The organism is Pseudoalteromonas sp. Angola-30 (genome assembly GCF_028599215.1).
GTDB classification, from domain to species: Bacteria; Pseudomonadota; Gammaproteobacteria; order Enterobacterales; family Alteromonadaceae; genus Pseudoalteromonas; species Pseudoalteromonas atlantica.
In genome coordinates, this window is the sequence record NZ_JAQREI010000007.1 from 200742 (window position 1) to 215069 (window position 14328).

The 14328-nt window shown below is 40.5% G+C and carries 13 protein-coding genes and 1 riboswitch; of the genes, 8 read left to right on the forward strand and 5 right to left on the reverse strand.

The features are described from left to right. Position 1 precedes the first annotated feature (1 nt). Positions 2 to 1273, reverse strand: coding sequence for a hypothetical protein (locus PSH54_RS11510; RefSeq protein WP_273606190.1), 1272 nt, complete (start codon positions 1271 to 1273; stop codon positions 2 to 4). 290 nt (positions 1274 to 1563) lie between these two features. Next, a riboswitch (Lysine riboswitch) is annotated at positions 1564 to 1736 on the forward strand. Positions 1737 to 1812: 76 nt separating this feature from the next. Here PSH54_RS11510 and lysC point away from each other — a divergent pair. Then, positions 1813 to 3198 (forward strand): lysine-sensitive aspartokinase 3, encoded by a 1386-nt coding sequence (gene lysC / locus PSH54_RS11515; RefSeq protein ID WP_273606191.1) that lies wholly within the window; start codon positions 1813 to 1815, stop codon positions 3196 to 3198. A gap of 18 nt (positions 3199 to 3216) precedes the next feature. Here lysC and PSH54_RS11520 read toward each other — a convergent pair whose 3' ends face one another. Beyond that, positions 3217 to 3960, reverse strand: a complete 744-nt coding sequence (locus PSH54_RS11520; protein ID WP_138684989.1) for a 4'-phosphopantetheinyl transferase family protein — start codon at positions 3958 to 3960, stop codon at positions 3217 to 3219. Positions 3961 to 4098: 138 nt separating this feature from the next. On the opposite strand from PSH54_RS11520, the gene PSH54_RS11525 reads away from it, so the two are divergent. Beyond that, complete coding sequence (locus PSH54_RS11525) at positions 4099 to 5421, forward strand: sodium-dependent transporter (RefSeq protein WP_273606192.1); 1323 nt, start codon at positions 4099 to 4101, stop codon at positions 5419 to 5421. A gap of 66 nt (positions 5422 to 5487) precedes the next feature. Here the strand turns inward: PSH54_RS11525 and PSH54_RS11530 are convergent, their stop codons facing one another. Both PSH54_RS11530 and PSH54_RS11535 read right to left on the reverse strand, forming a co-directional pair. Further along, entirely contained in the window at positions 5488 to 6468 is a 981-nt protein-coding gene (locus PSH54_RS11530; protein ID WP_273606193.1) for a 2-hydroxyacid dehydrogenase, read from the reverse strand. Between the two features lie 302 nt (positions 6469 to 6770). Further along, positions 6771 to 7322: a glutathione peroxidase gene (locus tag PSH54_RS11535; RefSeq protein ID WP_004587708.1), complete on the reverse strand. Its 552-nt coding sequence runs from the start codon at positions 7320 to 7322 to the stop codon at positions 6771 to 6773. A gap of 116 nt (positions 7323 to 7438) precedes the next feature. Here PSH54_RS11535 and PSH54_RS11540 point away from each other — a divergent pair, with 116 nt between their 5' ends. Beyond that, positions 7439 to 8320 carry an NAD(P)-dependent oxidoreductase gene (locus PSH54_RS11540; protein WP_029773952.1) on the forward strand — a complete coding sequence of 294 codons (882 nt, stop codon included), beginning with the start codon at positions 7439 to 7441 and terminating at the stop codon, positions 8318 to 8320. Between the two features lie 136 nt (positions 8321 to 8456). Here PSH54_RS11540 and sbcB read toward each other — a convergent pair whose 3' ends face one another. Beyond that, positions 8457 to 9902 carry an exodeoxyribonuclease I gene (sbcB, locus tag PSH54_RS11545; protein WP_096041538.1) on the reverse strand — a complete coding sequence of 482 codons (1446 nt, stop codon included), beginning with the start codon at positions 9900 to 9902 and terminating at the stop codon, positions 8457 to 8459. A 318-nt stretch (positions 9903 to 10220) separates the two neighbouring features. Here sbcB and PSH54_RS11550 point away from each other — a divergent pair, with 318 nt between their 5' ends. The 5 genes from PSH54_RS11550 (at position 10221) to PSH54_RS11570 (ending at position 13993) form a co-directional block, all read left to right on the forward strand. Continuing rightward, positions 10221 to 10628 carry a hypothetical protein gene (locus tag PSH54_RS11550; RefSeq protein ID WP_004587201.1) on the forward strand — a complete coding sequence of 136 codons (408 nt, stop codon included), beginning with the start codon at positions 10221 to 10223 and terminating at the stop codon, positions 10626 to 10628. 152 nt (positions 10629 to 10780) lie between these two features. Beyond that, the gene (locus PSH54_RS11555; RefSeq protein ID WP_273606194.1) at positions 10781 to 12037 is read left to right on the forward strand and encodes a cation:proton antiporter; all 1257 of its coding nucleotides are present in this window, start codon (positions 10781 to 10783) and stop codon (positions 12035 to 12037) included. A gap of 270 nt (positions 12038 to 12307) precedes the next feature. Further along, complete coding sequence (locus tag PSH54_RS11560; RefSeq protein WP_004587203.1) at positions 12308 to 12715, forward strand: hypothetical protein; 408 nt, start codon at positions 12308 to 12310, stop codon at positions 12713 to 12715. Positions 12716 to 13152: 437 nt separating this feature from the next. Next, positions 13153 to 13422, forward strand: coding sequence for a YrhK family protein (locus PSH54_RS11565; RefSeq protein WP_004587206.1), 270 nt, complete (start codon positions 13153 to 13155; stop codon positions 13420 to 13422). A gap of 55 nt (positions 13423 to 13477) precedes the next feature. Continuing rightward, complete coding sequence (locus PSH54_RS11570; protein WP_443197772.1) at positions 13478 to 13993, forward strand: M23 family metallopeptidase; 516 nt, start codon at positions 13478 to 13480, stop codon at positions 13991 to 13993. Positions 13994 to 14328 lie beyond the last annotated feature (335 nt).

The window sequence follows — 14328 nt, forward strand, 5'->3', positions numbered from 1 at the left end:
GTTACTCGTCTGCCTGTGTATCTGGCTGAGGCGCAGAATTAAATGGGTATAACGAAAAATGCTGGCCGGCAATTTTTACGCGTGTTTTTTCATCGCTTTGACTAATGTCAATTTCACTGTCGCTGACTAGTTTTTGATATAAAAATAGCATTTCGTCGGCGTCTAATTCTGGGTAGCTTTCATCTAAAAATTGCAGCAATGGCTGGGGCTTTTTACGCTTTTTATTAAAGCGTTTTGCAAAGCTTTTTTTAACATCGTGGTAATCAGGAATGTTTGGCGTAACAAATGCCGGCACGTCTTGTTGCTCTGGGAGCTGGTATTCTTCGTGTTCAAATTCTACCAAGCTTGCCATATAGGCAACTATATGACGCTGCTGGCCAAGCGAATAACGCTGCGCATCGCTTACAAAATTTGGTTGTACCGCGCTTAGCATGTTGTCTACGCCATTTTTACGCACAAGGCCAAGCACTTTTGCTGCCTGGCGGGTAATTAGGTTATTACGGCGTAGCTCTTCGCGCAGTGGCATAAGCATATCGGCACTTTTGCGTAAGCTTTCTCGGCCAACTAAATGCATTTCGAGTATCCGAGTACGCAATTGCTCAAGCATACGTTTGTCGTTGTAGGCTTTGCCTGAGCGTTCAATGTGCTCTATTTGCTTACTTATTTGCTGCTCAATAAGTGTAAAACAGGCATGAAAGTCACCGCGAATATCGACCATTTCAAGCATCGGCTCTATGTATTCGTCAAAGGCTTCTATTACCGCTTTGTAGCGCTTTTGCAAAGATTGCACCGCGTGATCAGATTTAGCTTGCTCAACAATGTTTAAAATAGCGTTTTCGTTGTGCGCGTAAAGCTTCATTATTTTACGTACCCGATCATCCATAATGCGGCTATAGCGGCGTAAATCGTCAAAGTCTTCTATTTCGCCGGCATTATCTAATCGGTTTCCTAGGCGTGCTAAATCATCAACCAAAACGCTAATTTCTTGTGCTAAACCTATGTGTTCTTCTTGTAATAAAAAGGTCGCAAAATCGGCAATGGCGCGGTTTATTTCAAGCTGGGATGATTTAGCCAATGGAATAAGTATATCTTGATTGAGCAAACGATTTGTTTCTTTGTATATGCGCTCGTTTGTCCATGTGGGCTGTTTTTGCTTAATGGCGTTTTGCACGTCTTTGAGGCTAAAGTCGGCCATTTTAAAACGTTTAAATAATAGCTCTAAAACACCCCAATGTTCGCTAAGGGTATTAAGCAGCTTTTTAGCTGGGATCATAATGCGGTGATACATCCTAGTAATGAGTTAACTACGCTTAAAGCAGAGCGTAGTTTTTATATTTTTATAATAAAAAGTACTCGTTATTAACTGGCTTAATTTACACATTTTTTTAGCTGGCGTACAGGCGAGTTACATTAAGCGCTGTAAAAGTAGCCAGCAATGTAAACCTTGGCTAAATTATTCGCGTTATATTAACTAAAACACCTTGACAGCTAGACGTCTAAACGATAACTTTCAAAGCCCCGCTACACAGTGGGGTTTTGTTTTATTAGCCACAGGTTAATACAACATTCAGAAGAGGTGCGATACTTAGGTATTTAATGGTAGGTGACGAACGCCCATAACCATTAAAGAGGGAAGTACTCGCCGAGGAAAACAAGGTTACGTCAACCGTGTTTTTCGGTTTATGGGGCTGAATCCCCAAAACTGTCACCAACTTAGGTGGAGAGCTTCTGGCAGCGGACACATCTTATTTGCATTCCTTTGCCAAGTTCTTCTTGTTTTTTAGCGGTTTGGATACCGCGAAAGGAGACGAAATGACTACCCAATCAGTGCCACAAACAGTATCAGGCGCAAAATCAGATTACATCGTTGCCAAATTTGGCGGAACCAGTGTTGCAAACTTTGAAGCGATGAGTCGCTGTAGCGAAATTATTGTTGCAGATAAAAGCGTACGTATTGTAGCTGTGAGCGCCAGTGCCGGCGTAACTAACCACTTAGTTGCACTGTGCAAACCCGACCTTAGTAAAGAGCAGCGCCAAGAACATATAGATGGCGTATTGGCTATTCAACAGGCTATTTTAGATGAGCTGTCACTTGATGCCGATTTAGCCGTAGGTTTTAACGAGACGTTAAAAGCGTTTCAAACGTTAGCCCTTGAAACACTCACCACTGATCAACAACACGATGAGCTGCTTAGCTTTGGCGAACGTTTATCGTCTTATTTATTTGCTCAAGTGCTGCGCTTAAAAGGCTTAAATGCAGATAGGTTTGATGTGCGCAAAGTGCTTAAAACCGACAGCCAATTTGGTAAAGCAACGCCCGATGTTGCGGCCACTGCACAAGCCACTAAAGATCTGTTAATTCCGTTATTAGATGAGCAAGTAATAGTTACACAAGGGTTTATTGGTAGTGATGAATTTGGCCAAACCACAACGCTTGGTCGTGGTGGCTCTGACTACAGTGCGGCGTTATTAGCAGAGGCTATTAACGCTAAAAGTGTACACATTTGGACCGATGTAGTGGGTATTTTTAGCACCGACCCGCGTTTATGCGCTAAGGCAACGCCAATTGCCCGCTTAAGCTTTGATGAAGCCGCAGAAATGGCGACATTTGGCGCAAAAGTATTGCACCCTGCGACTATTTTACCAGCAAGCCGTAGCCATATTAATGTATTTGTAGGCTCTAGCCGCGAGCCAGAGCGCGGAGGAACGTGGATTGAGCGTGAAAAATCGCAGCAGCCAGGTATTCGTGCCGTTACGCAGCGTAAAAACCAAATATTGCTAACGCTTAAAAGCCCAGAAATGTTATTAGCAAGTGGCTTTTTGGCCCGTGTATTTACTATTTTAAGTGAATTTAATATATCGGTAGATTTAGTTACTACCTCAGAAATTAGTGTTGCCATTACGCTCGATAACGCGCCTAATGCCTCGCGACCTGAGCTTGAGCAAGCGTGTTTAGATAAATTGGCCGAATTTTGTCATGTATCGGTTGAAAACAACTTAACCTTAGTGGCACTTATAGGCTCTGAAATACAGCTACGCCAGCACGAAATGAACTTAATGAACGTATTAAAAGAGTTTAATATTCGATTAATTTGTCATGGTGCAAGTAAGCACAACTTATGCTTTTTAGTAGAGCAAAGCGAATCAGATACCGTGGTACAAGCAATACACAGCCGCTTATTAGAAAGCGCTGCTTAAGCTTTTAAAGCCAAGTTATTAAGTATCTAAGTTATTAAGTATAAAGCACCGCCAGTCGGTGCTTTTTTTATGCGCCACGCTTATATCAAACTCCTCATTGGCAACCGTTATGGTGTTACTCGATGCTGTAAGGTTTAACAAAGAAAATTCATCAAATACATTTGGGCTAAGCAATTGCGCTATTGGGCGGCTAGTTGCTTTAGCGAGTGCCTCTTTTAAGGTCCAAATTCTAAAAAAGCGGTGGGCTTGCTCTTTTATAGCCAAAGGCGCGGTAATTAAGGCAATTTCAGCCTTATGATAAAAATGCTTAGCGAGCTTTTCGAATGGGCGTTTTAAGTTTATTTTTTCAATATCAAAGCCAAACTCCGCCTTAGTAACATTAAGTGCAACGCCAACTAAGCCATGCGAGTGCGAAATACAGGTATTTATAACGGTGTGGTTTATATGGAGCTGCAGTTTTGAGCATTCTTCATTAAAGTGGGTGCTCATTTTATTAAGCGGTATGTGTGCGTATTGGGGCTGAGTATGCTTTGCAAGTTGCTTTAGTAATATGCGCGATGCTACATATTCTTGCTTTGCTTGCATGCGTTTACGGCGATTTATAACGCTTAGCTCAAATGGGCTTAGGTACTGGGTTAAATCAAGGTGTTCTACATTAAGTGTGTTGGCATTAAACACTAAAATAGTATTGTTGCTAGGGGATAAATCGCTATAAAAAGAGGGAGCAATACTTAGGGTGTTTTTAAAAAAGTGGTTAGTCATACGCGCTTAAAATAAGTGAGTGCTGTAATTATGAGCGGTTAACAGCGCTTATTTATGCCAAAAGCAATTTTATTACTCAGTTGGCATTAAATATGGTTTAATTCACAATAATGAAAGAATAACAGAATTTGTAGATGTATGGCACAAGTGCGTGATGGATTTCAAAGCCGTTTTGGTTTTGTTTTAGCCGCTGCAGGCGCAGCAGTGGGTTTAGGTAATATTTGGGGTTTTCCTACGCAGGCGGCCAACCATGGTGGCGGTGCATTTTTATTGGTTTACTTTGTAGTTATATTTTTACTTGCGCTACCTGCGCTTTATACCGAACTTTATTTAGGCCACCAAGCGCAAGCAAACCCAGTAAAAGCATTGGGTAATGCGTGGCAAAATACCAACAAAAAAGTAGGGGCTGCCGCAGGATATATTGGCCTTGCGGGCGCTGTGGTTATGCTTAGCTTTTATTCTATTGTAGCTGGGTGGATGCTCTCTTACGCGATAGAGCCTATTACTACATTTTTTGGTTTTACCGCAGCAAGCGAATTTTTGCACAGCGACTCTATGGTGCGTAATTTTATATTTACGCCGCTTATGCTTATTTTAACCGCCAGTATTATTTTAAAAGGGGTTAAATCGGGGATTGAAACCTGGTCACGCCGTTTAATGCCATTGTTATTGGTGCTACTAATAGGCTTAATTTTTTATATAGCCAGTTTAGAAGGCGCCAGCGAAGGGTTTGCTGCTTATTTAATTCCTAATTTTAGCCAAGTGCTTGATCCAAATTTAATTATTGCTGCAATGGGGCAGGCGTTTTTCTCGCTCTCATTAGGGGTTGGCTGCATGATGATTTATGGCTCGTACCTGCAGCAAGATGCAAACCTGCCAAAACTAACTGCAAGCGTTGCACTACTTGATACCAGCGTGGCATTTTTAGCAGGTTTACTGATAGTGCCTGCAATTTATGTAGCGCAGCATAACGGGGTAGAGGTGTTTAGCGGCGGAAAACTTATAGGTGAAGGGCAGCTTATATTTGCTATTTTACCTGAGCTTTTTAGTACCATGGGCGAAATTGGTTTACTAATTGGGTTACTGTTTTTTGTACTTATGTCGATTGCATCGGTTACATCTACTATTTCTACCACAGAAATACCGGTAGCGTTTTTAGTAGAAAACCACCGCGTAGATCGTACTAAAGCAACCTGGGCCGTTAGCCTAGTGGTGTTAATATGCGCTAGTGCAATAATATTAAACTTTGAGTGGTTATTTGGTTTAGTAATCATGCTATTTACTCAGTACCAACTTCCACTTATGGGGCTATTTTATTTCATAACCGCAGGTTGGATGTGGAAACGCGGTAATAAGCTTCATAAAGCCAGCACCGGCACGCATTACTGGTTTGCTCAATACATTCGTTTTGTGTGCCCAGTATTAATGACTCTTGTTTTTGCAAACGTTGCGTTTGGCTAAAGTATTTTAAGCTTTACCCGTTATGTAAATAGCAAAACGGGTAAAGCAAATTAGTGGGCCGCGGCTTTATAAAACCTCATTTGTTAAAGGTCTCTGTTCATTAATTTCTATTGCGTTTTGTATGGTGGTATTGGCAATTTCGCTCAGGGCTTCTTGAGTAAAAAAGCCTTGGTGGCCAGTTATTAATACGTTTTTAAAACTAACTAAGCGCGAGAATATATCGTCTTGGTTTATCTCGTCGCTATGGTTTTTAAAAAATAGCTCCGACTCCTGCTCGTACACATCAAGCCCTAAATACCCTAGCTTTTTAGTTTTAAGCGCATTTATACACGCTTTGCTATTAAGTAGCGCACCGCGCGAAGTGTTAATTAGCATTACCCCAGGTTTCATTTTATTAAATGCATCGTCGTTTATTAAATGGTGTGTTTGCTCATTCAGTGGGCAGTGCAGTGAAATTATATCGCTTTGAGTAAGCAGGGAATCTAAATCGGTGATGGTGTAATTGCCAGGTGTTGCATAAGGGTCGCACACTAAAACATGCGCGCCAAAGCCATTTAAAATATTACAAAGGGCAAGGCCAATTTTACCACAGCCTATAATGCCAACTGTTTTGTCGTGTAAGTTAAAGCCTAATAAACCGTTTAAATCAAAGTTGTCTTCGCGTACGCGGTTATAGGCTTTATGTGTTTTACGGCTAAGGGTAAGCATAAGTGCAACACAGTGCTCAGCTACGGCTTCTGGGCTGTATGCGGGCACTCGTAATACCTTAATGTTGTGTGCTTTGGCGGCCACTAAATCAACATTATTAAACCCTGCGCAGCGAAGTAAAATAGTATTAATTCCTTGCTCAGCAAGGTGCTCAATAACGAGGGCGTTAACTGTGTCGTTTACAAATACACACACAGCATCAAACCCTTTAACAAGCAGGGCTGTTTGCTCGTTCAGTGCTTGCTCAAAGTAACAAATCTCTATTTGAGGGTGTTTGTTAATACTGCGCTCAAAAAAAGGCTGCTCGTATTTTTGCGTACTAAAAAAAGCAATGTTCATGTTATTTACTCCAAAGCCTAGCTGTTATACCAATGCGCATAATCAAGCGTTCTATTTTGAGGATGTAAAAACGCGTTGATAGTAAGGCAAAAAATTCGCTATTTAGTTGTTCTCGGCAATTGCTCCTGCATTGCTCTACCTTCTGCATCCATGCAGTCGTAAATGAGAGTTTTTAGCGCAGATAGCGACACGTTTAGCCCCTAAAAATGATTAAGTATTATTGCCGATTGGTATTATACGTAACCTTAAACTAGTTTAATAAAGCATGCTTGAGTAACCACCCATTTATTGATTTAGAATAATTAAGCGCCTTTTAATGCATTAAAGTTGGGTATTATTTTTGCGTTATTTAAATTATTAGCGTTTAGTGCGCTAGGTAAATTTGCTTCAATGACCTGTTTAAGCGTTTCGGGCTTGGTGCGCGGCGCATAACGTGCAACGAGCTGACCTTGTGGGTTAATTAAAAACTTGGTGAAGTTCCACTTTACTGCGCGGTTTTGCGAAATACCACGGGTATGCGACTTTAAATAATTAAACAGCGGATGCGCCTCGGGCCCATTTACCATTACCTTACCAAACACTTTGAACGACACGTCAAATTGCCCTTGATAAAAGTCTTTAATCGCGAGGTTATCAAGCGGCTCGTTTTGGCCAAATTGATGACACGGAAACGCTAAAATAGTGAAACCGCTATTTTTATATTCCTGATAGAGCTTTTCTAGCGAACTTAATTGCACCGAAAAATTACATTTACTTGCTGTATTAACAATAAGTACTGTTTTGCCTTTTAGCTGGCTAAGCGCAAAGCTTTCGCTGTTGTACAAAGGGGCACTAAATTGATAAATACTATCCATGGTTACCTACTTATTTCCTTACGTTGGAAATTTATAAAGACTTAATTCGCTTTTTAAGCAGCCGATTGACATAATCGGGCATAGTTTCTAAGTTAGCAGGAAAATAAGGCACTTTTATGTCAATCAATGTTGCATTTATAGGTTTAGGGGTAATGGGTTACCCAATGGCAGGGCATTTAGCAAAAGCGGGCTTTAATGTGTGTGTATATAACCGCACTCAAGCAAAGGCGCAAAGCTGGGTAGATGAGTATGCAGGAAGCTTTGCTACCACGCCGCGAGAAGCTGCAAATAATGCTGATATTGTATTTATGTGTGTAGGTAATGACGATGACTTACGTGCGGTTGTTTATGGTGAAAATGGTGTTTTAGCGGGGATGGCCGTTAATAGCATTTTGGTTGACCATACTACTACATCGGCCGAAGTAGCCCGGGAAGTAGCAGAAAAAGCAGCCCTGCAAAATATAGATTTTATAGACGCGCCCGTATCAGGCGGACAAGCAGGTGCTGAAAACGGCGTGCTTACAGTCATGGCAGGCGGTAACGAAGCTGTTTTCACTAAAGTGCAACCCGTAATGGCAGCATATAGCCGTTTTAGCCAGTTATTAGGCGATGTGGGCGCAGGGCAGTTATGTAAAATGGTTAATCAAATTTGTATTGCCGGCGTAGTGCAAGGCTTAGCCGAGGGCTTACACTTTGCCAAACAAGCAGGGCTTGATGGTGAAAAAGTAATTGAAACCATTTCAAAAGGGGCTGCGGGTTCGTGGCAAATGGAAAACCGCTATAAAACAATGTGGGCAGGTGAGTACGAGTTTGGTTTTGCCGTAGATTGGATGCGCAAAGATTTAGGCATCGCGCTTGATGAAGCTAAAAACAACGGCGCTACGTTACCGATGACCGCAACGGTTGATCAATATTACGCCGACGTACAAGCGCTTGGTGGCGGCCGATACGATACATCAAGCTTACTAGCACGCATTGAAGCACTGCATAAAAAATAACGTTTTGAGTATTCCGAGGTAGATGCGCAGCTTGCTGGCGTGATGGGCAAAGCCCGTAATTTAAACAAAAACGCGACGCTTTAGTAATTAAAGCGTCGCGTTTTTATATGCGCTATACAAATAAACTAAAAGAAAATTACATGCTTTGCGCGTAGTTATATAAAGCCTTTAAGATGGTCAGATTTTTTTCGCTGTCGTCGTGCTCATGGGCCAAATTTTCAAGGGTGATCATAAAATCTTGTGCGCTAATTGAGGGTTGATCTTCTCCGTGCATTAACTTGTTTTGGCAATACTGACGCCATTGGTCAAGCTCTTGCTGGTTGAGCGTTTCAGGCCAGTTTCGTGCGCGGTATCTAAACAGTAATGTATTGAACTTTTTATCTTCAAAATCTAAATTTAAGCCCGCTAGCTCGTCTGGTTTAGCATCGCGAATAATCGCAAATTTAGCTTTGTCGGCATGGCTTGTAAAGCCATCGTAAAGTAAGTAATCAACGTTAGTGGTTGCGCTGTAATCGCCTTTTTCATTAAACACTTCGGTTACTTTATCGCGAAGCTCGGTATTGGCTTTTAAAATAGCTAAATTAGCGAGGCATTGCTCGCGGTCAATGCCTAAACGGGCTGCATTTTCAGGTAATAACGTTTTAGCAGGCGCTAAAATAGGGCACTTGTTTAAATGCACCAGTTTTAAACCAACAGGTAAATCACCCTCGGCTAAATCAACACGTTTGGTGTATAAACGTTTACGTAGTTCTTCTACGTTTAAATCAAGCAATACTTGCGGGTTTTGGGTTAAATCAAAACATATAACGGCGTTTTTATTTACCGGATGAAAGCTCATAGGCGCCACCCACGTAGTACAGCCCTGCGTTGCAGGAATGCGTGACGAGGTATGTACCAGCGGCGTCATGTTAAATACATCAACTAACTCACCAAGCGCTTTTTTATTACGCAGCCCAAAAAAGAAGTTATAAAGCTTTGGTTGTTTTTCTTTTATAAGTTTAGCCAGTGCAATAGTGGCAGTTACATCGCTTAGCGCATCGTGCGCAGCGGCGTGTTCAATGCCATTAGCTACCGTTAAATGTTCAAGCTTAAAGCTCGGGCTGCCGTCTTCTTTTAACGGCCATTCAATGCCCTCAGGGCGCAGCGCATAACATGCACGTACTAAATCAATAATATCCCAGCGGCTGTTATTGTTTTTATATTCGCGCTCGTACGGGTCGTAAAAGTTACGGTAAAAGCTATAACGGCTTACTTCGTCATCAAAGCGAATACTGTTATAACCAGCAACACAGGTGTTTGGCGCACTAAATTCAGCGTGAATTTTGGCTATAAACTCAGCCTCAACCAAACCTTTTTGCATCGCCACTTGTGGCGTAATACCGGTAATTAAACATGCCTCAGGGTGAGGCAAGTAATCCGCTTGCGGCTTACAATATTCAATAAGCGGCTCGCCAATTATATTTAAATCAAGGTCGGTACGAATCCCCGCAAACTGGCTCGGCTTATCTTTTTGAGGGCTCGCCCCCCAGGTCTCATAATCGTGCCAGTAGATTGTTGCTTGATTTTGCTCTTGATATGCCATGCTGAAAACCCTGAGTAGTTAACTTATAAACGCCTAAATACGCGCCAAGTTACTAAAATAATGAATTATTTAGATTATGGCATATGGGCGAGGGAGTTTATAGGTTTGCGATTGATAAGGGAGTTAAATTAGGTGGTGTTTACTAATTATAATTAAAGCACTTGCTATGAATTGCTTACTAGTTTGGCATTAGACTAAAGTCTATAAGTTAATTTTCTTCACTTATTGGTTTTGTTTTAATCGTTTGTCGGTTTTGTGTAAATTCTCTAAAGTTGAATTGTCGGCAACAAGCACGACTAACTCAACAGGAATATAATCATGAAAAGCTCACTTATCAAAACCATCGCTCTAGGCTCTTTATTAACTTGCTCAGCTGCTGTAATGGCTGATACAAGTGACTACAAATTAATGGTTATCGAACAAGCGACTGCACCGCAGCCAATTGAGCAGTCATTTAATAGTTGCGCACTTAATGTTAAGTCAAAAAACTATGCAGAGGCTGAAGCAATTTGTACAAAAGCAATTGCACTTTTAAAAGATGCAGACGGCCCTAAATTTAAAGTACGCCAACTTACGTCATTCGCGTTAAGTAACCGAGGTGTTGCGCGCTTAAAATCAAATAATGACACAGCAGCCATTGCTGATTTGTACGAGGCAGCGCAAATGTCTAACAGTACAATGGTATCGCATAATTTAACACTTGCTAAAGAAGAGCTTGCGCTATAAAAAAGCACTAAACATGCTTTAATTAAGCCAGTGTATAAAAAGCCCATGTTAGGTTTATTCTTAACATGGGCTTTTTGCGTTGCACGGTTAAAAAGTGCAAATCATAAAAGTGGAAACTACTTATTAGGCTTTAAATTTAAGAGAGCTAGATTATGGATGTCACGAGTACGTTGAGTATATTTGAAATTAGCGCGATTTTTTTATCTATAACCGCATTACTTGCTTATATAAATCATCGGTTTATTGGCCTGCCAACCACCATTGGGGTGATGGTTATTTCGCTTTTAGTGTCTATTGCGGCCATATTTTTGGGCTTTTTAGGGTTTGATGAACTTATTGATTACGAAGTAAGCCTACTTGATCAACTCAATTTTACTCATGTATTGCTCGACGGCATGCTCTCAATGCTGCTTTTTGCTGGGGCGCTGCACGTTAATGTAAGTGACTTAAGACGTTATAAATTACCCATAGGTATTTTAGCGTGTGTGGGTACGCTAGTTTCAACAGTGATTATTGCTACAGCGTTATATGTAGTAGTGCCTTTATTGGGATTTAATTTACCGTTTATATGGTGTTTATTATTTGGTGCGTTGATTTCGCCAACCGATCCGATAGCGGTCATGGGTATTTTACGCTCTGCTGGTGCGCCTAAAAGTATTGAAACCGTAATAGCGGGGGAGTCGCTATTTAATGACGGTATAGGCGTGGTGGTATTTGCGCTTTTATTAGGAATTTTAACCAGTGGTGATATGCCAACTACATACTCAGTGGCTCATACACTCGCTGTTGAAGCGGGGGGCGGTATAATATTTGGTTTAATATTAGGCGGTGCTTTAAATTATTTATTAAAAGCAATAGATAGCTACCAAGAAGAAGTATTACTTACGCTAGCGGGTGTTATAGGCGGTTATGCATTGGCGAGTCACTGGCACTTATCGGGGCCACTTGCGATGGTTATGGTGGGATTAATGGTGGGTAATCATGGCCGTAATTTAGCCATGAGTGATAAAACACGCCACTATGTTGATTTGTTTTGGGAGCTAATTGATGAAATTTTAAATGCCATTTTATTTGTGCTAATCGGCCTTGAAGTGGTAATGATTGTGTACTCAGCTAATTTGCTGGTGGCGGGCGTTTTAACCATTTTAATTGCGCTATGCGCACGTCTTATTGTGGTTGGCCTAACAACAACTATTTTTAATAAACAGCTCGAGCTGCCCAGCGGTGCATGGAAAGTGTTAACCTGGGGAGGGTTACGTGGTGGTATTTCGGTGGCACTGGTGTTGCAGCTACCTGATGGATCGCAGCGTAATATATTATTGGCCTTAACTTATGCAGTGGTGGTTTTTTCAATTTTAGTGCAAGGCTTGAGCGTAGGAAAAGTCGCCAAAAGCATAAAAACAAAATAAATTTTAAAGGTTGTTTTTTGTACAGTCCACTGGCTTGTTTGCGTAGCTACTGCATAACACTCGTTTTAAAACCTTTTTCAAAACAAGCAGTAATTACGATGGTTTACACGCTGTTAAACATTTAAATTTGTACGTATATTAGACTAAAGTCTATAGGTTAATTTTCTTCACTTATTGAGTTTGTTTTTCTCGTTTGTCGGCGCTGAGCTATTACTCTAATGTTCAGTTGTCGGCAACAAGCGCGACTAACTTAATTAGGAAAGACAAACCATGAAACGTACACTTTTAAAAACCATCGCTCTTGGCTCATTACTAACTTGCTCAGCAGCTGTAATGGCTGATTCAAGTGACTACAAACTAATGGTTATCAAAACCGCTACTGCACCATTGCCACTTGAAGAGTCATTCAATAGCTGTGCACTTAACGTTAAATCTAAAAATTACGCTCAAGCTGAAGAAATTTGTACTAAAGCCATTGCACTATTAAAAGATGCACAAGGCCCTAAATTTAAAGTACGCCAGCTTACATCGTACGCGTTAAGCAACCGTGGCGTTGCACGTTTAAAAGCGCATAACGATACAGCAGCATTAGCTGATTTATACGAAGCAGTACAAATCTCTGAAAACACATTAGTGTCTCATAACTTAACTCGCGCTAAAGAAGAGCTTGCCTTATAAAGCAATTTAATTAGCGAGAGTCACAAAAAAGCCCCTACCGATTTATATTAGGTAGGGGCTTTTTTGTGCGTGTAATAAAATTTTTTTATAAAACTCACATGTAAATTTAAAAGCGAGAAAGCCCGTATTAGAAAGCTTTATTTTTGGAAATGTTATTAGCGGCAGATGCGGCTTTAAGTCTTAAAAACGTTTAGAAAAAGACCAAAAATAAACAATTAAATATACAAGCAATAGTGAGTTTTTGGTTATAAAGACTCTACACCAATAAAAACGCTGGCTGATATATCAGCCAGCGTTTTTTATTATGTGTTTTTTGCTATTGTATTATGCAGATAAGCCTATACCAATGCGTAATAATACTTAATTAAGCGAATTGGTATTAGATGCTAGTGAAAACAGTTTTTTTAATTACACAGTAAAAAGAGTGAGTAGTATTGATGGGCTCCAGCAAAAATCAGCTTAATTTAGACTTAGGACAAGAGCATATTACTATCCAACGCCGTTATGAAGCATTAGGCGCAGTTAACGATTTTTTAATTGCGGTGTGGTTTTTAATTGGTAGCTTTTTCTTTTTAAATGAGTCATTAGTTGAAAGCGGTACCTGGCTTTTTATAGCTGGCAGTGCGCAATTAATAATAAAACCTGTATTAAAATTAATGAGTTTAGTTCACGTTAAAAAAGTGTTTCGTTCTAACAATACTCACTAGGCGTTCAGATATTGTAATTAATAATTTAATGACTATTCACAGCAAAGGTAATGCATTGAAACTACTAAAGTGGACTTTGGGCGCAGTTATAATTTTATTAATAGTGGGTTTACTCATTCCTGAGAAGCTAGTAATTCCTGTGCAAGGCGCTACAAGTAAAGATTGGAACCACAATACGTTTTGGTATGAGCCGTGGGGGCGCTCGGGTGTACATAAAGGAGTTGATATTTTTGGCGCTAAAAACACGCCTGTGGTTGCTGCAACAAGCGGTATTGTTATTTTTTCAGGTGAACTAAACCGAGGTGGCAAAGTGGTTGCGGTACTTGGTGCAAAATGGCGCGTGCATTATTTTGCACATTTAAATGACTACCATGTAAGTGCAGGGGATGTAGTTAGCATAAACAGTCAAATTGGTTTACTGGGTGATACCGGTAATGCTGCAGGAAAGCAACCCCATGTGCATTATTCTATATTATCGCTTATGCCTATGCCGTGGCTTTTTACAACACAAAGCCAAGGGTGGAAAAAAATGTTTTTTTTAAACCCACATAAAAAGTTGACTGCTAACTAACTCAGTTTTACTTATAAGTGGGCCGTTACAAATTAACCGCCAACGTTGTTAACTCACCTGTTTTTGCTGTATTTTTTGAGAATGAAAGAAACGCTATTTAAAGCAGGTGTTAGACTAAAGTCTATAGGTTAGATTTTCTCACTTATTAGGTTTGTTTTTATCGTTTGTCGGGGCAAGAGGATTTATCTAAAGTTACGTTGTCGCCAATAAGTACGACTAACCAAACAGGAAGATAATCATGAAACGTACACTTTTAAAAACCATCGCTCTTGGCTCATTATTAACTTGCTCAGCTGCTGCAATGGCTGATCAAAGTGACTACAAATTAATGGTTA

Coding starts and splice junctions, on each gene's coding strand:
- PSH54_RS11535 (WP_004587708.1), bottom strand. CDS start 7,322: ATGGATAGTATTTATCAATTTAGTGCCCCTTTGTACAACAGCGAAAGC.
- PSH54_RS11550 (WP_004587201.1), top strand. CDS start 10,221: ATGAAAAGCTCACTTATCAAAACCATCGCTCTAGGCTCTTTATTAACT.
- PSH54_RS11560 (WP_004587203.1), top strand. CDS start 12,308: ATGAAACGTACACTTTTAAAAACCATCGCTCTTGGCTCATTACTAACT.
- PSH54_RS11565 (WP_004587206.1), top strand. CDS start 13,153: ATGGGCTCCAGCAAAAATCAGCTTAATTTAGACTTAGGACAAGAGCAT.
- PSH54_RS11540 (WP_029773952.1), top strand. CDS start 7,439: ATGTCAATCAATGTTGCATTTATAGGTTTAGGGGTAATGGGTTACCCA.
- PSH54_RS11530 (WP_273606193.1), bottom strand. CDS start 6,468: ATGAACATTGCTTTTTTTAGTACGCAAAAATACGAGCAGCCTTTTTTT.
- PSH54_RS11555 (WP_273606194.1), top strand. CDS start 10,781: ATGGATGTCACGAGTACGTTGAGTATATTTGAAATTAGCGCGATTTTT.
- PSH54_RS11525 (WP_273606192.1), top strand. CDS start 4,099: ATGGCACAAGTGCGTGATGGATTTCAAAGCCGTTTTGGTTTTGTTTTA.
- sbcB (WP_096041538.1), bottom strand. CDS start 9,902: ATGGCATATCAAGAGCAAAATCAAGCAACAATCTACTGGCACGATTAT.
- PSH54_RS11520 (WP_138684989.1), bottom strand. CDS start 3,960: ATGACTAACCACTTTTTTAAAAACACCCTAAGTATTGCTCCCTCTTTT.
- PSH54_RS11510 (WP_273606190.1), bottom strand. CDS start 1,273: ATGATCCCAGCTAAAAAGCTGCTTAATACCCTTAGCGAACATTGGGGT.
- lysC (WP_273606191.1), top strand. CDS start 1,813: ATGACTACCCAATCAGTGCCACAAACAGTATCAGGCGCAAAATCAGAT.